Origin of the sequence: Sphingobacterium sp. BN32 (genome assembly GCF_030503615.1) — a bacterium.
GTDB lineage: Bacteria > Bacteroidota > Bacteroidia > Sphingobacteriales > Sphingobacteriaceae > Sphingobacterium.
In genome coordinates, this window is the sequence record NZ_CP129963.1 from 2223761 (window position 1) to 2248165 (window position 24405).

At 41.0% G+C, this 24405-nt stretch carries 17 protein-coding genes; 11 read left to right on the top strand and 6 right to left on the bottom strand.

Annotated features, from left to right (window positions below; genetic code table 11):
• The first annotated feature begins 19 nt into the window (after positions 1-19).
• On the top strand, positions 20-1237 hold the full coding sequence (locus QYC40_RS09320) for an MFS transporter (protein WP_301989977.1): 1218 nt from the start codon (positions 20-22) through the stop codon (positions 1235-1237).
• Here QYC40_RS09320 and recR read toward each other — a convergent pair.
• On the bottom strand, positions 1234-1848 hold the full coding sequence (gene recR, locus QYC40_RS09325; protein WP_301989978.1) for a recombination mediator RecR: 615 nt from the start codon (positions 1846-1848) through the stop codon (positions 1234-1236). The genes QYC40_RS09320 and recR overlap by 4 nt on opposite strands.
• A 96-nt stretch (positions 1849-1944) precedes the next feature.
• Positions 1945-3222, bottom strand: coding sequence for a Gfo/Idh/MocA family protein (locus tag QYC40_RS09330; protein WP_301989979.1), 1278 nt, complete (start codon positions 3220-3222; stop codon positions 1945-1947).
• Positions 3223-3421: 199 nt separating this feature from the next.
• On the opposite strand from QYC40_RS09330, the gene QYC40_RS09335 reads away from it, so the two are divergent.
• Both QYC40_RS09335 and QYC40_RS09340 read left to right on the top strand, forming a co-directional pair.
• Positions 3422-4126, top strand: a complete 705-nt coding sequence (locus QYC40_RS09335) for a TIGR00730 family Rossman fold protein (RefSeq protein ID WP_301989980.1) — start codon at positions 3422-3424, stop codon at positions 4124-4126.
• A 15-nt stretch (positions 4127-4141) separates the two neighbouring features.
• Complete coding sequence (locus QYC40_RS09340) at positions 4142-4531, top strand: lipocalin family protein (RefSeq protein WP_301989981.1); 390 nt, start codon at positions 4142-4144, stop codon at positions 4529-4531.
• 84 nt (positions 4532-4615) lie between these two features.
• Here QYC40_RS09340 and QYC40_RS09345 read toward each other — a convergent pair whose 3' ends face one another.
• The 4 genes from QYC40_RS09345 to QYC40_RS09360 form a co-directional block, all read right to left on the bottom strand.
• Positions 4616-7921, bottom strand: coding sequence for a TonB-dependent receptor (locus QYC40_RS09345; protein ID WP_301989982.1), 3306 nt, complete (start codon positions 7919-7921; stop codon positions 4616-4618).
• A gap of 480 nt (positions 7922-8401) precedes the next feature.
• Positions 8402-11623 carry a carboxypeptidase regulatory-like domain-containing protein gene (locus tag QYC40_RS09350; RefSeq protein ID WP_301989983.1) on the bottom strand — a complete coding sequence of 1074 codons (3222 nt, stop codon included), beginning with the start codon at positions 11621-11623 and terminating at the stop codon, positions 8402-8404.
• A 669-nt stretch (positions 11624-12292) separates the two neighbouring features.
• Positions 12293-14668: an endonuclease MutS2 gene (locus QYC40_RS09355; RefSeq protein WP_301989984.1), complete on the bottom strand. Its 2376-nt coding sequence runs from the start codon at positions 14666-14668 to the stop codon at positions 12293-12295.
• A gap of 3 nt (positions 14669-14671) precedes the next feature.
• Positions 14672-15478, bottom strand: a complete 807-nt coding sequence (locus QYC40_RS09360; protein ID WP_301989985.1) for a DUF4296 domain-containing protein — start codon at positions 15476-15478, stop codon at positions 14672-14674.
• A 75-nt stretch (positions 15479-15553) separates the two neighbouring features.
• On the opposite strand from QYC40_RS09360, the gene QYC40_RS09365 reads away from it, so the two are divergent.
• The 8 genes from QYC40_RS09365 (at position 15554) to QYC40_RS09400 (ending at position 24398) form a co-directional block, all read left to right on the top strand.
• Complete coding sequence (locus QYC40_RS09365; protein ID WP_301993701.1) at positions 15554-16243, top strand: YggS family pyridoxal phosphate-dependent enzyme; 690 nt, start codon at positions 15554-15556, stop codon at positions 16241-16243.
• A complete protein-coding gene (locus QYC40_RS09370; protein WP_301989986.1) occupies positions 16243-16701 on the top strand; it encodes a GNAT family N-acetyltransferase in 459 nt (152 codons plus the stop codon). The genes QYC40_RS09365 and QYC40_RS09370 overlap by 1 nt, the downstream gene beginning before the upstream one ends.
• Entirely contained in the window at positions 16673-17530 is an 858-nt protein-coding gene (locus QYC40_RS09375) for a DUF3298 and DUF4163 domain-containing protein (protein ID WP_301989987.1), read from the top strand. The genes QYC40_RS09370 and QYC40_RS09375 overlap by 29 nt, the downstream gene beginning before the upstream one ends.
• A gap of 5 nt (positions 17531-17535) precedes the next feature.
• Positions 17536-18804 carry an aspartate kinase gene (locus tag QYC40_RS09380; RefSeq protein ID WP_301989988.1) on the top strand — a complete coding sequence of 423 codons (1269 nt, stop codon included), beginning with the start codon at positions 17536-17538 and terminating at the stop codon, positions 18802-18804.
• Entirely contained in the window at positions 18797-19981 is a 1185-nt protein-coding gene (locus QYC40_RS09385; protein WP_301989989.1) for a class I SAM-dependent methyltransferase, read from the top strand. The genes QYC40_RS09380 and QYC40_RS09385 overlap by 8 nt, the downstream gene beginning before the upstream one ends.
• 54 nt (positions 19982-20035) lie before the next feature.
• Entirely contained in the window at positions 20036-21037 is a 1002-nt protein-coding gene (locus tag QYC40_RS09390; RefSeq protein ID WP_301989990.1) for an LLM class flavin-dependent oxidoreductase, read from the top strand.
• A gap of 410 nt (positions 21038-21447) precedes the next feature.
• Positions 21448-23313 (top strand): FAD/NAD(P)-binding protein, encoded by a 1866-nt coding sequence (locus QYC40_RS09395; protein ID WP_301989991.1) that lies wholly within the window; start codon positions 21448-21450, stop codon positions 23311-23313.
• 509 nt (positions 23314-23822) lie between these two features.
• The gene (locus tag QYC40_RS09400) at positions 23823-24398 is read left to right on the top strand and encodes a hypothetical protein (protein WP_301989992.1); all 576 of its coding nucleotides are present in this window, start codon (positions 23823-23825) and stop codon (positions 24396-24398) included.
• Positions 24399-24405: the final 7 nt, after the last annotated feature.

Genomic DNA, 24405 nt, shown 5'->3' on the forward strand with positions numbered 1-24405 from the left:
CTTTAAATAGCATAACGTATTGAAATCACTTCTTAGACTCTATATAAATTCCTATAAAGGTTTATCTCCGGCAGCTTGGTTATTGGCATTGGTCATGTTGATCAACCGTACCGGCTCGATGGTAATTCCGTTTTTGGGGATTTACATGTCTGAGGAGTTACATTTCAGCAAGCCTCAGATAGGGATTGTACTGGGCTGTTTTGGATTGGGTTCGGTTTGTGGATCCTGGCTGGGCGGCTGGCTTACAGATCGATTGGGAAGCTATAAGGTCCAGATTTGGAGTTTAATTGGCGTAATTCCCTTATTTCTTATTCTCCCCAATTTCCGGACATTCGAAGGCTTAGCATTTATGATTTTCAGTCTTTCCCTGGTTGCCGATGTATTTCGTCCGGCAAACTCGGTTTCCGTTGCGCGTTATGCAAAACCTGAGAATATCACACGGGCTTATTCCCTAAACCGCATGGCGGTCAATCTAGGTTTTTCGATCGGCCCTGCATTAGGTGGATTTCTGGCTGGGTTTTCTTACGACTGGATCTTTTACGGTAATGCTATAGGTGCTGCTGTCGCTGCCGTAGTTTTTGTGTACTTCTTCCGTAATCGTGCGCCGAAGTCGAATCTTCAGGAAGTTCATAAGCGAAGTCTCGACAAGGATGAGGCTCCGGAACGTAGCGCCTACCGAGATGGCTTATTTATCGTATTCAGCGTATTCTGCTGCTTTTTCTCGATGGCGTTCTTTCAGTTATTAGGAACTCTATCTCTTTTCTATAAAGAAGTTCACTTGTTGAATACTGGACAAATAGGTTTATTACTAGGATTTAGTGGATTTGTGATTGTACTATTTGAAATGGTTTTGGTTCATCTAGTAGAACATCGATTCAGCGTTCGCCAAATTATGCTCTGGGGTACTGCCATCGCTGGACTCTCCTATCTGATGCTCAATATTGATTTTGGAATTGCTTGGCTATTCTTTGCGATGTTCTTATTGTCTACTGGAGAAATGCTGACCTTGCCTTTCACTGCAACAGTCGCCATTCAACGAGCGGGAAAAAGAAATCAAGGTGCTTATATGGGACTCAATTCCCTATCCTTTGCGACAGCGAACATCTTTGCGGCATACATCGGAACCTATTTGGCAGAACATTATGGCTACTCTACACTTTGGTTAGTGACTGGATCGACGTTGATCTTATGCGGGTTTGGCTTCTATTGGATTATCGGGAAGATGAAAACAGTTTAACCTACATTACGTTCGTAGGGAACACGTGTTGCAATGGAACGTCCGAGCGTAATTTCATCGACATATTCCAATTCACCTCCGAAGGAAATCCCACGTGCAATCGTACTGATCTGAATTTGAAACTCCCGCAGCTTACGGTATAAATAGAATATGGTGGTATCACCTTCCATTGTTGCGCTCAGGGCCAAGATTACTTCTTGAATTTCACCATTGCGAACACGTTCAACAAGACCTTCGATTTTCAGGTCCGCAGGTCCAACGCCCTCCATGGGAGAAATCAATCCACCTAAGACATGGTACACTCCATTAAACTGGTTGGTATTCTCAATGGCCATCACATCACGAGTGTCTTCCACAACGCAAACTAAGCTATGATCGCGTTTTTGAGAGCTACATATCTCACATGTATCGTGATCAGAAATATTAAAACAGGTCTTACAATACTTAATGTCGCTTTTCAGCCGATCCAACGAATTAGTAAAACGCGAAACATCAGCGTCAGATTGCTTCAACAAGTGCAAAACTAACCGGAGCGCAGTCTTCTTCCCTACCCCTGGCAACTTCCCAAACTCCTCTACGGCTTGTTCTAATAGTTTAGATGAAAAATTCATTCTCCAAAATTACAAAATAATAGGAAATAACAAGTGGTTGTATCATTAACGATGACAACCACATTCTTACACTATGAATAAAATTATTAGATGACTTTAGAAGTCCCTATAATCCCATGTTCCTCGGTAGGGTCTCGTCTTGAGATTGTTGGCATAAGCATTATCAAACTCCTCTTTTCTAGGATCCCATTTTAATGGCTTTTGAAGCTGATAAGCAATATTAATCGCATTACATACCGTAGCAGTGCGATGTCCGATTTCGACGTCGCATATTGGCTTAGAACGCTTTTTAATTGCGTCAATAAAATCCCTATAGTGGTTTTCGGAGTAATAGACTTTTCGGTCTTTTTCCGGAATAACGAGCTTTGGCAGGTTTCCCTTGTCAGAAGTTAGAAACTCTCGCGATACTTCAATCTTACCTTCCGTCCCTAAGAATTGAATAGCATTGAATTTTCCCCAAGATTTGTGATGTACTTTTATTCCATTCTTGTAAGTATAATACAGACCTTCTTTAGCGTTCGATTGATCTGGTGGAGTGAATGATACAGGGCCCGAATGATCCATATCAAGTGCCCACTGCACAATATCAAACATGTGTGCTCCCCAATCAGTGATATATCCACCGCCAAAGCCGTGGTATAGACGCCACATAGCCCACTCCTTTGCGTCCAATAAGGGACTCAGCACCGGATGGTATCCCCGATATAGCGACGGGCCAATCCACATATCCCAATCCAGATGTGCAGGAGCCTCCAACCAGGGCAAATCGCATTCTTTTACTGGCTCACCGACCGACACATTTACTTCTTTGATATCGCCGATGTAGCCATTTCGTATTAAGTCAGCTGCTTGACGGAAGTTGTAGTAAGAACGTTGCATGCTACCGGTCTGCAATACTCGCTTGTATTTGCGAACCGCATCGACCATCGCCCGACCTTCATCAATAGTGAGAGCAAGCGGCTTCTCACAATAGATATCCTTGCCTGCCTTTGCAGCATGAACCACGTGCAGGGCATGCCAGTGATCGGGCGATGCGATAATGACCGCATCAACGTCTTTGCGTTCTAACAATTCACGATAATCCTTATAGCCTTGTACCTGATGTCCTGATTTTTCGGCATTTGCTTTATTCGCATTCTCCAGAAATCGATTGAGTTTGCTGCTATCGACATCAGCCGCTGCAACGATCATGGTTTCTGGAAGCGCCATATGCCCTCTGAGAAGCGTACCTACTTGCTTCCCTACGCCAATATATCCCAAGTTAATGCGATCGCTCGGGGCTATAAAACCATTGCCCCCTAGTACGTGTCTCGGAAGTATTGTAAATGCTGCTGCAGCAAGTGCAGTTGAGCTAATAAATTTACGTCTGTTCATTCTTAGGTTTAGTTGTTTGCTCAAATAGGTTTATTTCCTAAATATAATTAGAGGCAGCCGATTTTCAAAATTGGGCATATCATTTGACTACATTTTCTTGATAAAAACAACGGTTTAACGTTCGAAAATTATTAAGAAAACGTTATATTACATCGAAGCTTCCCCATGGAAAGGAGGCTGAAAGGAATAAACAATTAGTATGATAAAAGACGATAAAATTAGAAACTCCTTTGCTAATAAGAATTGGCAGGAAATAAAAGTAAAAGACTCTTGGCAAATCTTTAAAATCATGTCCGAGTTTGTTGATGGATTTGAAAAATTAGCGAAGATAGGTCCTTGTGTTTCCATCTTTGGATCAGCGAGAACGCCAGATGAGCATAAATATTACCAAATGACGGTTGAGATTGCAAAATTGTTAGCGGAACGTGGGTATGGCGTGATCTCTGGTGGTGGACCTGGAATTATGGAAGCAGCCAATAAGGGTGCTTATAACGCCGGTGGAAAGTCGGTAGGCTTAAATATCGAGCTACCGCATGAGCAATTCCATAATAGATACATTGATCGCGATAAACTGCTAGAATTTAATTATTTCTTCGTTCGCAAAGTGATGTTCATGAAGTACTCTCAGGGTTACATCGTTCTTCCCGGAGGATTTGGCACTATGGACGAGCTGTTCGAAGCGATTACATTAATACAAACGGGTAAGATTGCTCGGTTCCCGATCGTCTTGGTTGGTTCAGAATATTGGAGTGGGCTATTCGACTGGATTACCAATACAATGCTGACCAACAAGTATATCTCGGAAGAAGATCTGATGTTGTATCGTCTGGTAGATACAGCCGAGGAAGCAACGGAACATATCTTCCGATTCTACGACAAGTATTTATTGAAACCAAACTTCTAATCCCAAAACGACAACATGTCACATACAGATTTAAAGAGCTATTTGCTCGGTAAGTGGAATCTTAGTTTTCGTGGATCCCAAACCGGCGAACATATCGAAGCTGATTTCCATCCGGAATGCGAAGGAAGGACCTATTATCAGTTCAATGAAGATCAAAGCGGTTCAGATAAGTTTTATATCTATAACGAAGGTTCTTGTGGGGAGCAGCCAAGCAGCAATTTCTCCTGGGAATTAAGAGACAATATACTCGTTCGGAATGAAAGCATTTCCGAAGAAGATTTTGTTGCTGTCGCAGAGTATGAAGTGTATCCCATTGATGAAAATGAAATGGAATGGCGCATACAGATTCTTTCCGATGATGAGGAACAACAGCTGTTTATGATGAAATGGCGTAGAGCAGAGTAAAAACGAAGTCCTTCCCCATAAAAAAATCCCCGCTGTTGGCAGCGGGGATTTTTATTTTCAATCAGTTTAAAACTGAAATCTCTATTAGAATGAATATCTCAAACCAACCATTGCACTCCAAGTAGTTGAAGTTCTAGTTGCTGGCAAGTATGGACGTTTAACCATTTCACCTTTATCATCCAATAACATTTGGAATTGAGGATTTGCAACTGCATTTCTGCTCACACGGCCTAAGATTGCTCTACCGTTAGTGTACATCCAGTCTTGAACTCCCCACTCCGAATTAAGTAAGTTTCCAACGTTGATGATATCAAGAGTAAATTGAAGTTTATCTTCTTTAGTTACTACATCTTTCAAGATGTTTTGAGTCCAACGAACGTCAAATCTGTTCAACCAAGGTAATAAGAAAGCATTTCTTGGTGCAATTTTACCTCTGTATTCTTCTAGATCATTCAAAGTGATATACTCGTCGAAAGCCTTTCTTTGATCTTCAACAGAATATCTAACCGATCCGTCTTTGTTAAGGATGTTAGCAAAGTTCAAATCACTAGATTCTTTAGGGATGAACGTTAAATCATTCGAAATACCATCACCGTTTAAGTCATAGCTGTGGTATAATGAATATCTTCCTTGGTGAGAACCGTTGTAATAAATACCTAATGTTGTGTTCTGAATCGTGTAGCTTAAGTTTGCAACAACGCGGTGCGGAACTGCGAAATCAGAAATACTTAAGAAATCTTGGTTAGGCGAGTTGATAACTGGAGAACCTCCCCATGCTGAACTTGCACTTGAGCCAGCATTCGCAGAAACTTCTTCTGCTTCTGAATACGTGTAGAACAATGATCCAGAAAGACCGTTCCATGGAGCAACTGAAGCACCAACCGTAGCTGAGAAAGCATAACCTTTAGACTTCGTATTTGTTAATACGGTCGCGTTGTTAGCACCGATCGCTGTGTTGTATTGGTAAGATGCTGCGTTTGGATAGAAATCTCTATCAACACCTGCATAGTCCATTTTCACAGTCGAAGCTTTTCTGTTCGCTCCTAATTGGAATACGCCATTGATATCTTTTGTATATAAGATGTCTGTAGTTAAAGTAACTGGCGAGTTAGGAATTTTGTAATCAGCAGCGATGCTTGATCTCCATACAGACGGCATTTTGAAGTTTTTGTCAACAAGAGCAAATGATGATGGAGCACCATCTTTTGGAGTCTTGATAAACACATTCTCTGCACCTGCAGGAACATTGTTCAAATGATAGTAGATATCTTCTGGGTGGAATCTAACATTGCCAATCCATCCTTTGATTTGATCGTATGATCCTGGCTCGATTGTATTTTGTAATACGCCGGCACCTGTTGGCATGTTAGTTAACCATACAAAAGGAACACGTCCTGTGAAAATACCTGTACCACCACGAAGCGTTAATGAACGATCTCCGAATACGTCATAGTTAAATCCTAAACGTGGAGAAACCATTAGCTTTTGGTTCGGCCATTTCCCAGAATTATAGTGCGTTGGATTTCCATCAACATCTAACAATTCCAACGCGTCGATTGACGGGTTAGCTGTTAATTTGTTCATGTAGATTGGCATTTCTAAACGGATACCAGCAGTAACGTTAAAACGATCTGTAACCGAAATACGGTCTTGTACGTAAGCTGATGCTAGTCCGAAGTTAATTCTAGAATAAGTATCTTGGTTCTCGTAAGGATAGGTCAAACCGTACATGATTGGAGCTACCTCTGCTGAAGTACCAGTTTTCAAGAAGTCTTCAACCGATGCATAACGGTAGTACCCTGTACCCATACGAGTATAAGAGTTACCAAATTTCTGAACGTCGAATGCGATACCTCCAGTGAATGAGTGCTTACCTGTGTTGTAAGTCAAGTTGTTTGTAAATGAGAAGTTATCGTTGATAACGTCATTTAAATATGAGAACAACTCCGTACCGAAACTGATGTAGTTACCACCTGTTGCACTACCATCCCAAATATCAACAAACGGGAATAATTTATCGCTTGGCGTTTTTCTTGTATCTTGAATCTTCGAGTAAGTAAACAAGAATTTATTAGACAATTGCGAAGTGAAGTTAGAGTTTAACTCAGCAGTAAATGAGCTAACGATGTTATTGAAAGCGTAGTTACCATTTTGGAAGGTAATCGAGTTCTCACTCACACGACCCCATGAAGAGCGTGGTTGAGGACCTGAAGAAGCATTCGCAACTTGCATAGACTCACCATTTAAGTAATTAAAACGGAATGCAGCCTTATGCTTATCATTGATGTTCCAGTCAACTCTTGCTAAGAATTTATAACCAAATTGCTCTGCTGTGTTTGCATAGCCTTCATAAGCACCCGGATCATAACCGAATTGGTTGATCAAGTGATTCTTAACTGCATCAAGGTCAGAACGTTTAACACGAGTAATATTCTTCTCGATGTTCATTGTTCCATCTTCGGAAGGAACCCAAAGGTTAGCTCCTGAAGCGTTGATACCTGTTGATTTTTCCTTCTCACCACTTACAAAAAAGAACAACTTGTTTTTAATGATTGGACCGCCTAATGTAAAGCCATAGTTTTGTTTTGTACCAGGCTCGTACTTGATGGTCTCTTTATTAATTTTAAAACCTGTTAAGTTTTCGTTGTTGTAGAAACCATAAATCGATCCGTGGAAATCATTAGTACCTGATTTCGTAACCGCGTTAATACCAGCACCTGTAAAACCAGATTGCGTGATATCAAATGGAGCAATATTTACGGAAATTTCTTGAATAGCATCAAGTGAAATAGGCTGAGCATTTCCACCTGGAAGCGCGTTTGAACTTAAACCAAAACCGTTATTGAAGTTTGCACCGTCAATTTGTAAGTTGTTGTATCTCGCATCTCTACCTGCGAATGAGTTTCCGTTTGCTTGAGGAGTCAAACGTGTAAACTCAGTAATACTTCTACTAACTTGCGGTAGTTCTTGAATTTGCTTTAATCCAACGTTCGTCGATGCGCCAGTTTTATTAACACGGCTTCCACTTCTCGTAACGACAACCTCATCAAGAATATTCGCTGAATCACCGAACACGGGGTTAAGAACGAATGGTTGACCTAATTGTAAGTACACATCTTCGTACACAACTGGATCTTGTCCAACGTATGTTACTTCGATACGGTATGGACCACCAACACGCATGTTGGATAAGTTAAAGCGACCCGCATCATTTGCAGAACCTGAGTAAGCAGTTCCTGAAGGTAAGTGGGTTGCTTTGATTGTAGCTCCTGAAGTTGTGGATCCATTGGTTTGAGTGACCACACCCGTCATGCTACTAGTGGTTACCTGCGCTTGGATAGTTCCGTAGCTCGCAAGAACCAAAGCAAAGAAAAGTAAAGATTTCTTCATATGGTTTGTTTTGTTTTCCGATGCAAAATTATAAAGTTAAATCATGTTCCGTTAATGCTTAACATAAACTTAATATACTAACAACCATAGATTTGCATTCTTTTGGCAAAATCGAGTAAACCAAAATAGTAAACATGACAACTTTTTATATTAACGACGCGCGTTGTTTAAAAAATTGATAAAAAAACTAGGCGAACATTATCAGTTTAACAAATTTTAACATTTTGTGAAATGTGGAAAAGTTTTTTCAAAATTTGAAGATAAAATGCGACGTTCGATAATTTGTAGCAAGGATTTCCAGCATTTTTATTCAAATCTAGTAGGATGTATATCAAAAACCTATCGACTCCTCTGGAAGCAGCGAGCGAGATGAAAGCTCTCGATGATCATTGAAAACCAACAACCCAAAAAAAGAGGGCGCAATATAAAACTGCACCCTCCGTCATTATGAACCACTAAACTAAACGAAACCTAAACTTGCTAATTGAAAATATAACGAAGGCCTACCTGAGCCGACCAACGCGATGAAAGGTCATGTTGGTAGTAAGGTTTTCCATCGTTCAAATTGCCAAGTCGATATTGCGGGATGTTCGTGTCCTTTTCAAAACTATCGAAAACAATCGGACGGAAACTATTATCCCAGAAACTTTGACCTCCTTGATATTGCTTACCCCAATTCTTGTTAACCAAGGCACCAATATTCATGATATCAACAGAAAGTTGAATTGTATTTTTCTTACCCCCTACATTCACAAATACATCCTGTAAGAATTTCAAGTCAAATTGATGCGAAAAAGGAGTACGATCGCCATTACGCTCAGCATACTGACCTCTTCTGCTTTTTAAGTATGGATTAGATTCTATATATTTTTCAAATTCCGCTGACTGCTCGGCAGCGGTCTTACCCTTAGGAATATCGACGAACTTAATTTCGCTCGCGTTTTTAGGAATATACATTAAGGAAAATTGATCGCTTCTTCCGGCTGAATGACCTCCCGGATCGCCCGCAATCATATAGGCAAAGCGGTTGCCCGATTGACCATTGTAAACCAATGATATCGTCGTTCCTAAGTTTCTCAAATATTCCTTATGGTATGATGCATAAGCAACAATTCGACTACCCGTACTGAAGGAATTGTGCCCCAAAGTAATATTGTTCGAACCATTGATGGTACCGGTTCTGTAGAAGTTCGATTGATTTTGTGAAGATGAACCTGAGAATAGATCCTTAGACTCCGTATAAGTATAAGCAACGGAAGCAAAGAATCCTTTATCAAAGTTTTTGGATAACTGCGCTGTTCCAGACCAAGCATAACCCTTGTTCACATTGTCTATGTAAATCACCTGCGTATAGTTTGGCAAAACAAGGCGTTTTCTTACATCTTGCTCATACATTAAACGGTTGTCTGCCCCTTCCAACTGTCCGATCGGATCTTTCACATTCAAGTCTCTAAAGCGGAAATTGCTTAAGTTTCTCGAGAACATCGCGTCTACCGTCGCCTGCACACCCCATGGTAATTGATAATCCACACCAAAAGATGCGCGTGCCATTTGAGGTAATTTCAGATCTTTGGCCAACACAGATATGTTCCCTGATGGTTTAAACTCCTCGGTACTCTTAGGCTGTTTATTAGCATCTGGAATAAAAGGAATGTTTGGCGCAACATTGCTTCGCACACTCGCCTGAACACCACCTAACAATACACCGCTCTGTGTATAAGCACCAGACGACCAAACAAACGGATATCGCGAAGTAAATATCCCAACACCACCACGCAACACTGTTGAACGATCCTTATTCACGTCCCAGTTAAAACCTACGCGTGGAGACCACATAAATGCGGTTTTCGGCATACGATTCGTCTGCACATCATAACGCTTCGCTAAAATCGAATTATTAAAATCTGTATTCTCCAAAGGACTGCTTGTATAAATCGGAATATCCACTCGCAGACCGGCAGTTAATTTAAAATTGCTGGCAACTTGAAAATCATCCTGAACATAGAAACCTAATTGCATCGCACTAACGTCTGCACCTTGTCTAGGATCCTCTGTATTACTATAGGCATACCTGAAATTGCTTGCTAGCTTGCGCTCAAAATTCTCGAGAGCAGTGTAGGGAGCATTTGTTGCCGGATTAATGTCGGTTACAGGCGAATCAGTGAACACATAACTGCCGAAGCCATTTCCGATAAATCCATTATACATTTTATAGAACTCATTATGTGTTCCAAATGTAACCGTATGGTTGCCCTTGAAAAGCGTCAAGTTATTGGTCAGCGTTAGTATATTCTGATTCAATTGGTTAATTGTCGAAAATGGCTCCGGACCGAGGTTGATATTCAAGTTTCTGCTGCTGATCGCAACACGTGGAAATGCCTCGCCCAAGTAGCCGCGCGGCTCGCGAACATTCGTGTAACCAACAACCAAGTTATTGGAGAGTGTATTTGAGAACCGACTGTTCAACTCTACGACAGCAGAATGGGTGTCACTTTTTCTATTGATACCAGCATTCTGAAAATTAGCCGTAGATGCATTGCGCCATATCTGAAAAGCAGAACCTTTCACATAACTATAACGTGCCGTCAACTTATGCTGATCGCTTAGGTTGAAGTCGAACCTCGTAAAGATCTTATCTGAATAATTATTGGATTCCAAGTCTAAATAGCCACCCGGTTCGTAACCCATTCCTTTAATGATCTCTGCGACTTTCTTCACCGCATCTAAAGAAACATTGGATGCGGACGTTCCTGGAAGGAACCCCAGCGGTGTAACATTCTCGGTGCGTTCATAGTTTGCGAAGAAAAATATACGATCCTTCATAATTGGACCACCTATACGGAATCCCATCTGCCGCTCCGTATAGCTCTCCAACTTCTTGCGAACCTCTTTATCTCTAACTAAATCCGGAGGAGTCATACCGGTTAGATTTTCATTACGCATAAAGTAATATGCAGAACCTTTCAGCGCATTTGTACCCGAACGCGTTACAGCCGAGATACCACCACCTGCGAATCCACTGGCGCGAACATCAAAAGGCGCCACTTGTACATTGATTTCCTCTATCGCGTCCAACGAAATTGGCGAGGTACCAGTACTTGCACCGTTGGTACCTGCATCATTCAATCCGAATACATCATTGCTAACGGCCCCATCAATCGTCAATTGATTAAAGCGATTATGCATCCCGCCAATTGAAATTGCCTCACCCCTAACGTCCGCTTGTGGCGTAAGACGCGTGAAGTCCTTAAGGCTCCGCGAAATTGTAGGCATACTTTGTAAATGACGATTCGAAAGCTGCGTGCTGGCACCGGTCTTTAGGTTTTGCCCCCGCCCCGCTCCTATGATGTCTACGGCATCAATGCTCGTCACATCATCACCAAATGTTGGGTTTAATTCAAAGGCTCTACCCAACTCGATAAATACATTGTTATAAACGATTGGTTCTTGCCCAACATGGCTGATTTCAATACGATAAGGACCACCAACACGCATACCCACCAAACTGAATCGTCCGGCCTCATTTGTCGAACCCGAATAGATCGTACCTGATGGTGTATGGATTGCTTTGATGCTAGCACCCTCCGTCATGATACCGCTATGTTGTTTAACAACACCCGTCATACTACTACTTGTAACCTGCGCTTGGACCGCTCCATAACTCGCAAGTACCAAAGCAAAGAATAGTAAAGATTTCTTCATTTGATTTGTTTTAAATTACAGGTTAAATATATAGAGCTTTTATCATAGTTTACTTGCCTTAACAGAAACTTAATAATTAAAAAATTTAATCTTTATTTTAATAGTAGTTAGTATTTAGACCTAGGGCGGGAATTAGATTTTAGACAATAGACATTAGATTTTAGACGTAAGGATGTGCAGGATCTTTCGTCATGGGTCTAAATACTAAGTACTAACTACTTTTTCTGAACCAGGAAAAAAAGGATTTTAGGATTGACAGGATCTGGCAGAAAGAAAAAAATATTTTGTTCAGTCGAATTAATAGAATTTAGACACGATCCTGTTTATCCTTAAATCCTTCCTTTCCTGGTTCAAGACAATCTGGTCTAATATCTAATTCACCCTTCATCCACTCAAACCCCTTACTTAACCCTTTCAAAGCCCTTTCATAACCCAATCATAACCGCTCTGAAAGGGCTATGATTGGGTTATGTAAGGGCTGTACATTGGCAGTAATACTTAGCAGTTATGCCTGATCCTGCTCAACCTTGAATCCTTCCTTTCTTGGTTCAAGACAAATAGTCTCCGTTAAAAGCGAAGTCCCCTCCTCATCGTCAAATAAAAAAGGAGCCTATGCAATTTAATGCATAGGCTCCGATTATTTTAGAACTTAAGAATTATCTATAAAATTTAGTCTAAATATGCATAGGTAATGCCATCGCCACCGCGGTCGGCATGTTCATCTTCAAAGCGAGTAACCTGATTGTATTTGCGTAAATAGTCGCGTATAAAGCGTCTTAAGATACCGTCACCTTTTCCGTGGATGATTTTTAGGGATGGGTAACCGATCATGACGGCTCTATCAAGCACAGTTTCTATTTTTTGAAGCGCATCGTCTGTTCGCATCCCGCGTACATCAACTTCTGGATGGAAGTCTGCCACACTCTCTGCCGAGATTGGGCGCGATTTCTTAACAGCCTTAGCCTTCTCTTTGCCGCGTAGCTTCTCTACCTTATTCTTTTTAACTACCGTACGCAGATCGCCCAGTGCAAGGATTAAGTTGTTTTTCGCGATTTCGATTACTTGTGCTTCATTTCCCGTTTCGAGGATGCGAACCCAATCGCCAATGGCTATCGGTTCGTCCGAAGCCTGCACAACTGTTGCTTTCGCCTGCTCCTTAGGCTTTTCTTTCAAAGAGTCCGACGCACGCTGTAGTCCTACGCGAAGATCCTTTGTCTTTTCCTTATCTGCCTTTGCCTGTTTGATTTCCGAAATGGTGTTTTCGACAAGCTTATTCGCATTTTTAATAATCTGCCGAGCTTCCTCTTTGGCTTCCTTTAAGAGACTATGTCTGTTTTCATCCAAATAAGTTTGTAGCTCTTTGACTTCCGATTGCTGGTTTAAAAGCTCTTTCTCACGCAAGGAAATCGCTGTCTTCGTATCGTAAATCTCCTTCTTCTCGCGCTCTAAATCCACTAATAAGGTATCCACTTTTTTCTGCTGAACACCTATTTTTTGCTTTGCCAAATGCAGTACCTCTTTCGGTAAGCCAATGTTTTGGGCAATCTCGAAAGCGTAGGAACTGCCGGGCTTTCCTGTCTGCAAAATATATAAGGGCTTCATCTGCTCATTGTCGAACAACATCGAAGCATTCTCTATACCTGCAGTATTGCTGGCAAAGACTTTTAAATTGGAATAGTGCGTCGTGATAACGCCCCGAATTTCTTTTTTATTTAAAACTTCCAATACCGCCTCCGCTATCGGCCCACCAAATTGCGGGTCAGTACCTGTCCCAAACTCATCAATAAGGACTAAGGTTCTAGCATTGGAAAACTGGGTGAAGTGCTTCATTTTCGATAAGTGCGCACTGTAGGTACTTAAGTCGGAGTCGATGGATTGATCATCGCCAATATCTGCGAAAAACTGTTTGAACAGCCCTAACTTCGAGGTCGGATCACAAGGGATCAATAAGCCCGACTGGAACATCAGTTGCAAGAGTCCAACGGTCTTCATACATACTGACTTACCACCGGCGTTTGGTCCTGAAACTAATAATACGCGATCAATAGCGTCGATCTTTAAATTTAATGGGACAACGGACTGATGCCCTTCCTGACGTGCACTAAGCGTTAATAAAGGATGCTTCGCATTGACCAAGCGGATTTCAGCTTCTTTAGACAATTCCGGCATTTCCGCGTCGATATCCAGCGCAAATAGGGCTTTGGCTCTAACAAAGTCTAGCTTAGTCAATAGTCCATGATAGGCAAGCAATAAAGGGACATGCGGGCGCAGCGTGCTCGTTAAATCGGTTAGGATCCGAATAACTTCTCGTCTTCGCTCAAACTCCAAGTCTCTAACTTTATTGTTTAAATGGAAAACCTCTTCAGGTTCGATATAAGCCGTTTGTCCTGTCGCTGACTCATCGTGAATCAATCCCTTGATCTTACGTTTATTCTCCGCAAGAATGGGAATACAAAGTCGGCCATCGCGAATCGTTAAACTTCCATCGGCGGTCCAGCCATTCTGCTGTGCCTGCTTATAGATGCTATCAATTCGTTTTCTCGCCTCCTGCTCGCTCTTACTAATTTGTTGCGTGATGTCTAACAATAAGCGTGAAGCATTCTCTTTCATCTTACCGCGTTCGTCGATCACCTGCTCGATACTGCGAACAATGCTTTTTTCAATAGGCAGGTGCTCAAATAATAGCTCTAAATTTGGGTATTGCTGTTCACGTTCATTAAAATATCTGATAATCGCATAAACCGTTCTCAGGGAAAGTAAGATTCGATAGAACTCATCTTCAAAAAGAAAAGCGCCTTCGACCTTTGCTTTTTCTATAATCGCTTTAATGGGATAGATATGGTCTACGGGTAATGCAGCATCATTGACCAACAAGTTTTTAAACTCATTTGCCTGACGCAAATACCGATCGATCAACTCCAGTTTTATTTGGGGTTGAATCTTATCCACCATTTCTTTTGCAGCCTCACTCAGGCATTTTTCCTTGATGAGTGCCTTTATATCTGTATATCCTAACTTATCTACTGCGTTCTTGGGGTATATCATGTTTTAATTTGCGGTCTCTAATGGCCTTCGCGGCTTTACAGGTTTTAATTGCGAACCGTCGGGAGTGCGCAATGGTCGTCTTATATCGGTAGGTCGCCCATTTCCAACAGGCTTTAACTCTTGTGGTTTTTCTTCCTGTGGCTGTACTTCTTGCGGTTGTGCCTCCTGAGGCTGTGCTTCCTGAGGCTGTGCTTCCTGTGGTAGATCTGAACTTGTAACCGTAGGCAGCTGTTGCTCAGTTACGTTTTGCGGCTGTGCTGCTGTCGCTGAAATCTGCGAAGGCTTCTCGTAAATATTGTTCTTCCAAATTATATCCAATCCTGTGGGCGATAGTGTTCGGCGCGTAACCTCGGCTATCCCATACGGCAATGTATCTGCTTTCGCGTTCATCAGGGAATTCATCCTTCCCTGCCACCTCAGGTTCTGGAAATTAGCGGTACGGATACTATCTGAAAATATGGCATTGCGTATCGAATCTTCCTTAATAAATTCATTTTCTTTTTCCTGCAATGACTTTACTACGCGATCATAGGTCTCCACCGACAAATCCGGATCACCATAGTAATAATCAAGATTCTTCGTAAACGACGCGGAATCTAAGCCATATTTGCTAAACAACTCATCATATAGCGGATCCATCAACCTCTTTGCACTATCGATAGGAATCGTAGTGAGGTAGCCATCAAGCACATGCACTTCGCCAAGCAGCTCGACCATGGTGTCTTTTTTCAATATTCCACTAGGTAGCCCTCTCTTGCAGGAACTGCTTATAAAAAACAACAGGATGAAACCAAATATTAATCGTTGCATTTTGTAAATTTGTACAAAAATACGCAAAAGCTTGCACAGCTTTGTATAAATATTCGAAGTGAACCCCAAAACATGATGAGCATTACATCCAACATACAGGACTTGCATAAAGAACTTGATCCAATTGGCGTCAAACTAATTGCAATTTCCAAAACAAAACCCAATGAAGATATATTGGAGGCCTACGAGGCTGGCCAACGCGCTTTTGGTGAGAACCAAGTCCAAGAGCTGGTAGCCAAACAAGAAGCCCTTCCTAAAGATATTGAGTGGCATCTGGTAGGCCATTTACAAACGAACAAAGTAAAGTATATCGCGTCATTCATCCATTTAATCCATTCCGTCGACTCCTTAAAAGTGTTGGAGGAGATCAATAAGCACGCTTTGAAGCACGATCGTGTAATCGACTGCTTATTACAGGTTTTTATTGCGGACGAAGACACCAAATTTGGTTTGGACCATGTGGAGCTAATTGAGCTTCTCCGTAGCGAAGAATTCAGCGCGTTGAAAAACATCCGGATTCGAGGATTAATGGGCATTGCTAGCAATACGGAGAATGAGCGAATCGTTAAAGAGGAGTTCTACGAGCTAAAAATGCTATTTGATGGTGTGAAAGCAATGTACTTCCGGAAAGATGATACATTCGATACGCTATCGATGGGGATGTCATCGGATTATACACTTGCCATCGAGCAGGGAAGCAACATGATTCGTTTGGGAAGTACCATCTTTGGAAAGCGTGTAATCAAACACTATAAAAACAAGTAATGGAGCTGAATATCCGCAGAGCAGAGCGTGAAGACTGCCCAAGACTATTAGAACTTATCAAAGAATTAGCTCTTTATGAGCGGGCTCCCTACGAAGTTACTGTTAGCATGACGGAGTTTGAAGAGTCTGGCTTTGGTGATAATCCAGTCTGGGGAGCCTTTGTGGGTGAGCTGGATGGCGTTATTGTCGGCATGTCACTTTACTACATCCGATACTCCACCTGGAAAGGTCGAAGATTATATCTGGAAGACCTGATTGTAACAGAAGAGGTACGCGGAAAAGGCTTTGGTAAAGTACTATTAGATCATACAATAGCGTTTGCTAAGTCAGAAGGCTATAGTGGAATGATGTGGCAGGTGCTGGATTGGAACGAGCCGGCAATAAACTTCTACAAAAAATATGATACAACATTAGATGGGGAATGGATAAATGTTTCAATTGATTTTAAAAAACACTAAACAAACAGCGCTAGTATTAGCATTATTGGCATCAAGCATCGCAGCTTGCCAAAGCAACAAGGTCGAAAATAGGAGCATAAGTCATCGAGGAAGCAGCATCAACTCCCGCACCGACACCCTATCCTATCAAAAATTAGAGGTAAAAAAAATAAGTCAATATTTTTCGGAAAACGATGGCACGATAGATACCACTTTTGTTCGTGTGACCTATCCGCGATTCGAGGACAGCAGCATGAACCAACTCATAACAGAAACTATTCTGTTGGAGGGGGAAGAGTCGATTGACCAATATGCGAATAACTTTATTGAAGGTTATGGGAATTTTATTGAGGAAAATGAGATCAGCTATAATCTTTCTTGGTCGAAGATAACCGACGTGGATATCGTGCTGAACAGCCCGCAATTAATTACATTAAAAAACATGACTTATGAGTTCTCTGGCGGTGCCCATGGCAACACTTTTGAACTAATAAACGTATATGATATAGAAAATTATCAAAAACTGGCATTAAATACGTTTATTTCCGAAAATAAGATGAAAGAATTTACTAAAATTGCAGAGAAATTCTTTCGCGAAGAAGAAGGTTTATCCGATACTGCAAGTTTAGACAAGGCATATTTCTTCGAAAATGGAAAATTTTCCCTCGCCGCGAACTACGGCATCAACAAAGAGGGACTCTTCTTTCATTACAATCAATATGAAATTAAGCCCTATGCTGCCGGAACGACAACCATTGTAGTTCCATTTGACGCCATACAGGATGTATTAACCGAAACAGGAAAGAACTATATAAAGCAGTTAAAAGATTATAATCATTCAATACAATAGCATAAATGCAAGTTTTTAAATTTGGTGGTGCCTCTGTTAAGAGTTCAGAAAATATCAAAAATGTAGTTTCTATTATCGAGAAATACAAAAACTCCGAACTACTAGTCGTTGTCTCGGCCATAGGAAAAACAACGGACAAGCTCGCCAAAATAACGGACAACTATGTAAAGCGAAGTCCTGAGGCCCTAACGCTCCTTGAGGAACTAAAGAACGAGCATTTCCAAATCTTAAACGAGCTTTTCGAGGATAAGACCTTCCCTATCTTCGATGATATTGCTAATACTTTTGTAGAAATTGAATGGATATTGGAAGAGGAGCCGCAAGATGATTATGATTATCTTTTTGACCAAATCGTATCTGTAGGCGAGCTATTATCGACAAAGATTATCGCGGGATACGGGCAATATATGGGTTTACCTGTCAAATGGCTGGACGCTAGAGACTATATCTTCACCGATAACACCTACCGCGAGGCAAATGTGGACTGGGTAAAAACAGAAGAGAAGATCCGTAAAGAGATACCTTCTATCCTTGATGATCATATCATCGTTACGCAGGGCTACATTGGTTCTACCTCCGAAAACTTCACCACAACACTAGGACGTGAAGGTTCCGATTATTCGGCTGCGATCTTTGCGGCTAGCTTAAACGCCGAAAACATCACGATCTGGAAAGATGTGCAAGGCGTATTGAATGCAGATCCGAAATGGTTCGACCAAACCGAGCTTATTCCGGAACTGTCCTACACCGACGCGATTGAATTGACCTATTATGGTGCAACTGTTATTCACCCGAAAACAATTAAGCCACTTCAAAACAAAAAAATCACGTTAAACGTGCGTTCCTTTTTGAACCCTGAGGCTCCAGGAACGCAAATTAAAACAACGAATCAAACACTACCGGTTCCTTCCTTTATCTTCAAGGTCAACCAAGTGTTTATCAACATCCAACCGCGCGATTTCTCTTTTATCGTAGAAGATAACCTAAGTTCCATTTTCAACGAATTCCACAAGCACCGCATCAAAATAAATATGATGCATAATTCGGCGATTAGCTTCAGCGTTAGTGTGGATGATACGGGGGAAAATGTATGGAACTTGCTTGATCAATTGGAGAAACGATACAAAGTTTCGGTTGCGACGGGCTTGGAATTGATCACCATTCGTTACTACAATCAAGAAACTATCAACCGTGTTTTGGTAAATAAGGAAATTATTCGCGAACTTAAGGATAGTTATACCTGCCAAATGCTGGTGAAGAACAAAGATGAATAAAGCAATTTTAGACAAAGAGGTTCAACATTTTATTAAAGCAAATCGCGAGAAATCGCCAACAGAAGTTGCTTTAAAGAAGAGCCCTTTCTCTACCGTTTCTTCTGCAGAACTTGCCTCCCAAATTGATGGATGGCAACGGAGCGTCCGAAAACTCCCTACATGGGCATTCAGTGAAGGGATTTACTATCCTGATAAGCTCAATTTAGAACAGTGCTCGTCGGAGCACACAGCGCTTATCAAACAAACCCTCATCCAGAAAGGTGCGCGTGTGATTGATTTAACGGGTGGATTTAGCGTAGACAGCTGCTACCTGGCACAGGAAGCATCCGAAGTAATCCACTGCGAGCTCAATGCGAATCTTTCTGAAATCGTTGAATACAATGCGAAGATTCTTCGCGTAAATAATATTAAATGTGTAGTTACCGACGGCATCAAACTCTTGGAGGAAAGCGAGGATGACGCATTTGATTATATCTACGTCGACCCCTCCAGGCGAGTGAATCAGGGCAAGGTATTTCTGCTGGAAGACTGCGAGCCCAATATTGTCGAACATCAAGATTTATTTTTTAAAAAGGCTCGTGTAGTAATCGCAAAGCTTGCTCCGCTCCTGGATATTTCAACCGCGTTGAACAGCTTGAAGCACGTAAAATGCGTGTATGTCATTAGTTTAGACAACGATTGCAAGGAATTATTATTTATACAAGAGCGTGGGTATACCGGCGAGACAAAGATTAAGGCGATCCGACTATTTCACGACCAGCTGCAGGATTTTGAATTCACCTATGCGGACGAGAAAGGTACGATTAGTCGCTTTTCTATGCCTCAGCATTACCTCTACGACCCCGACGTGGCAATCAGTAAGGCCGGCGCTTTCAAAATCGTAGGCAAATATTTCGGATTAGGGAAACTGCATCAGCATGCTCACCTTTATACCTCCGACAAGTTTACCCCTGAGTTTCCGGGTCGCATATTTGAAATCATCGAAGTAATCCCATACGGCAATTTTAAAAAGAATAACCCCTATCCTCAAGCGAATGTTGCTACGCGCAACTTCCCGGATAAGGTGGAACTCATTCGGAAGAAGCATAAAATTAAAGATGGCGGACAGATTTATCTATTCTTCACGACCGATATCAACAATAATTACATCGCTATCGCCTGTCGGCGATTGCGTTAAAATCCTACAATACTATTACAATAGCACATCGTATTTGCTCTTATCTTTGATTCTATGGAGCAGATAAAATATTCTCTTTTAGAATTAGCTAATGTTGGTAAGAATAAAACCATTGCACAGGCAATAGAACGCGCCAAAATCGGCGCGCAAACCATCGATAATTTAGGTTATACGCGTATATGGCTCGCTGAGCATCATAATATGGAATATGTTGCGAGCTCTGCCACGGCAGTATTGATCGGCCATATTGCTGCCCATACGCAGCATATCCGTGTTGGCTCCGGTGGAGTCATGCTCCCTAATCACTCTCCTTTAGTGATTGCGGAACAATTCGGAACCTTAGAAAGCATTTACCCAGGACGCATTGATTTAGGACTGGGAAGAGCCCCGGGTACCGATCAAGCGACGGCTATGGCACTGCGGAGAAACAACCTGAATACCCAGTTCTACTTCCGTGACGATGTGCAGGCCTTACAGCAGTATTTTGATGCTACAAATGCAACAGCAAAAGTTCGAGCGTTTCCTGGAGAAGGTTTGGACGTGCCTATTTGGATATTAGGATCCAGTACAGACAGCGCCTACCTCGCTGCGGAACTGGGGCTCCCCTATGCATTTGCAGCGCATTTTGCGCCTGCCATGTTGGAACAGGCAGCAATGATATACCGAACGCATTTTAAACCTTCCGAGCAATTACAGGAGCCTTATTTTATGGTCTGTGTCAATGTAGTCGCCGCAGACAGTCAGGAGGAAGCGGAGCTACTCGCAAACAGTGTATTTAACATGTTCGCGGGCATCATCACGAATCATCGAATGCCTCTATCGCCACCTACAGAAAAACCGATATATCACGGCATCTCGGAGATTGAACAAGCTGTTTCTAACATGACTAAGTGCACTTTTATTGGAACGAAAGACAAGATTGCAGAGGAATTAAGAAGTTTCGCTAATGAATTGCAAGCGAAGGAAATCATGATAACCAATAACATCTTTGACGATACTAAAAGACTTCATGCATTCGAGCTTATTGCGGATGCATTTAAAGTAGTGAATTCATAGTCTTCGCGCCGAGTATGATGGCGACAGAGTTAGGTTTAGGCTTTCCATTATACCACGACTCAACCATCGTTATCCTATAACGACAGAATTAAACGCAATAGTAAAACTAATAAAGTGCCTAGGTGCGATTAGTTTTACTATTCCTTATTTTAGTTAACAGCAAACCTAGATTAGCAACATTGAGCGCAACCCATGTTATAACATGTTTTTAAAAAAATAAGCTATTTATTTTTATTTAGATAACATTAATCGATTTTTATTGAAACTTTATCAAAGTTTACCAAAAATGGAAAACAAACTGTTTCTTATTTAAAGAGAAAATTTATATTTTTAGAACAGCATCTATGGGCTAATTGTTATGATTAGCGAACGTTTGAATATCATATATCAAAAAATTACGGACGAAACCTATGATTTGGAATTCATCTAGCTTAGACTCTGAACTCTTGAACTTACCTAACGAACTTAAATCGTTCGTTAAAACTGTAAATCAACTTCCAATCAGCTCTCCTACCGATTTCCATATCGCTATCGTTGGAGCAGGTCCAAAAGGTTTCTATGCTTTAGATACGTTCGTTAAACTTGGAAGGGAAAAAATAAATAATACATTACTCGGGAATCGAAAGATTCAGATACACTGGTTCAACAAGGACAATCATTTCGGAACAGGACCTAACTTCCACACCGATTTACCAGACTACTTTCTCGTCAATCGATATATTGCTGATATTACCTGCTGGGAGGAAGATGCGAAAAACGGCAATCCAAACCAGCAATCCTTGATCCAATGGTTGCAAAAACATTCTATATCCGCAAAAGAGCCTGCATGGGATCATTTATGCACGCGCGAATTATTGGGTTATTATTTTATTGATGCTGTAATTGCTGTAATTAAAGAAAAACACCCTTCGATTGAAATACAGCTAGTAAGAGAGCGGATTTGCGATCTCGATATCGTGGAAGACAAATCAATACTTACCGGTGCAGCAGGTGAAATACCTTTTCAATACGACTCCGTCATCTTAGCAACGGGCCATTCTTATGAAAGTACAAGCTTCTCCCATCTGAAACAAGATCCTGAAGCTTCCTACACAATTATCGACGAAGTTTATCCTGTTGAGCGACTAAGCGAGATTCCTGCTCGCGCAGATGTAGCTATCTATGGAACTGGACTTACTTTTTTAGATGCAATGCTCGAATTAACGGAGGGACGCGGGGGAATATTTTACAAGAAAGAGGACGAATACCATTACCTCAGTTCGGGACACGAGCCCATCATGTATCCGTTTTCACGTAGAAATCTGCCTAACATGCCAGTAAATGCTTACTCGAATTCCAATAAACGGACGCTCGCCTTCATGACGGACGAGTGGTTAAATGGTTTGCTGGCGCAAAATAGAAAGATTGATTTCATTGAAGAAATTATTCCAATCCTTGATCTCGAAGTAAAATATGCTTTCTATCCACTAATTCCTGAATTTAACGGACTTGATAATGAAAGTATTTTAGCATTCCTCCATGATGATAGCCAGGAGAAGTTGTTTAGTCTTTTTGCTTTGGTCAATCCCATGTTGTATTCGAAATTACCATTGGATACGAATTACCAAGAATTCATTTTGGACTTGAGCAATTACTGCTTACAAATGACAGAATTTGGAGAATTTCACAGCCCTATGGCTGCAGCGACGGCTGCACTGAGAGAAGGATTTGAGCAAATCGTAAAAATCAATAATGCTGTTGGTTTTACCGCTAATTCACAAAAAGCGTTCGAGGATAAATGGTTTCCAAATATCAATCATTTAGCTTATGGACCTCCACGCGAGGTCTCCGAAAAATTCTTCTGTCTGATGCGTGAAGGCTTTGTCAAGTTTATTTTCTCGGACACCGCCTCTGTTACACAGGCTGGCAACAGTATCCGATTAAAAAATAAATACATGGAAAAAGATTTTCAGTATTTATTGAATGCCCGAATCCAAAAGGGCAATCTGAGGATAAAAAATCATCCTTTGTATGATCGCTTGTTGAATAAAGGTATTATTAAAGAATGGGTGAATGAGCAGTTATCCACAGGAAAGATAGCTATAGATAAAAATGGAAAGCCTGCCGGATTGAAGGAACAACATAAAATTTATCTTTACGGAATACCAACGGAGGGCCAAGTTATTAGCAATGACTCGATTTTAAGAACACGAAATAACTTTGCTAAACCATGGGCAAAGGACACTTTGGCAACTTTTGAGCAAAAGTGTGCAGAACTAAACGTAAGAACGCTTTAAATCGGTCATAATATTATCCTATATATCACTTAACATAATCTTAATGCATTAGTAATGTTAACATCAAAATACTCCCCTATATTCGTATAAATAAAATTTAAAAGAAATGATTAAAGACGAAGTATTATTAGCAGAGATCAATACGATCCTAGTAGAATTCATGTATGATGGTGATGATTTTAATTCAGAAGAGGATTAAGGTCCCACCTCATACCTATTACTCCCAACCAATAACCTCCTATTAACTACAATTACTTTTCTAAATCTTACAGCAAACATAGATGATATCTATGCTTTACTGCTTTGTATCCTCGCCATCATTCTAGTATTGTCCATAAGGAATTATATAATATTGATATATTTGCTAGGCTAACCAAAATAGTTGATATGTTGCGATGAAGCCCGAAGCGTTATGCCCACCACGGGGCGCTGAAGCCACCGGTTAAAATTTAAAATCGATGACTTAGGTTTTAGGATGGCCATCAATCAAAATACAGAAAGGATTTTTCATGAAAGCTGAACTGTTAGATTTTAAGATTGAATCGAGCGATGAAATTTCTGCCCAGTTTTTAAAAAGGGAGATATTTTCATTTCGAGATGCTGCAAGATTTATACAAAATTTGGATTATGGACGAAATTCGGATAAAAACAACCTTAAAGCAGTTTTCATAGAAAATAAAGGAACCTGCAGCAGCAAACATACCCTCCTGAAAACTTTAGCAGTTGAAAATGGTTTCTATGGTATACAGCTGACTATAGGAATTTTTAGAATGAATGGTGAAAATACGCCGAAAATTAAGGATCGGTTATTAAAATATGATATCGATTTTATTCCCGAAGCACATACCTACCTCAAATACAAGGGACAGTATTTTGATTATACGAGAACAGGATCCTCTGCAAACGACTTCTTAGACGACCTTCTTTTTGAGGTTGAAATCCAACCGAACGAAATTGGAGAAGAAAAAGTAAAAATTCACCAAACGTTCTTAAATAACTGGGTGGATAAGAATCCTGAATTAAAATATTCAGCAAAAGAAATATGGGACATTCGTGAAGAATGTATTGCGGATCTTTCTAAATAATTCGTAA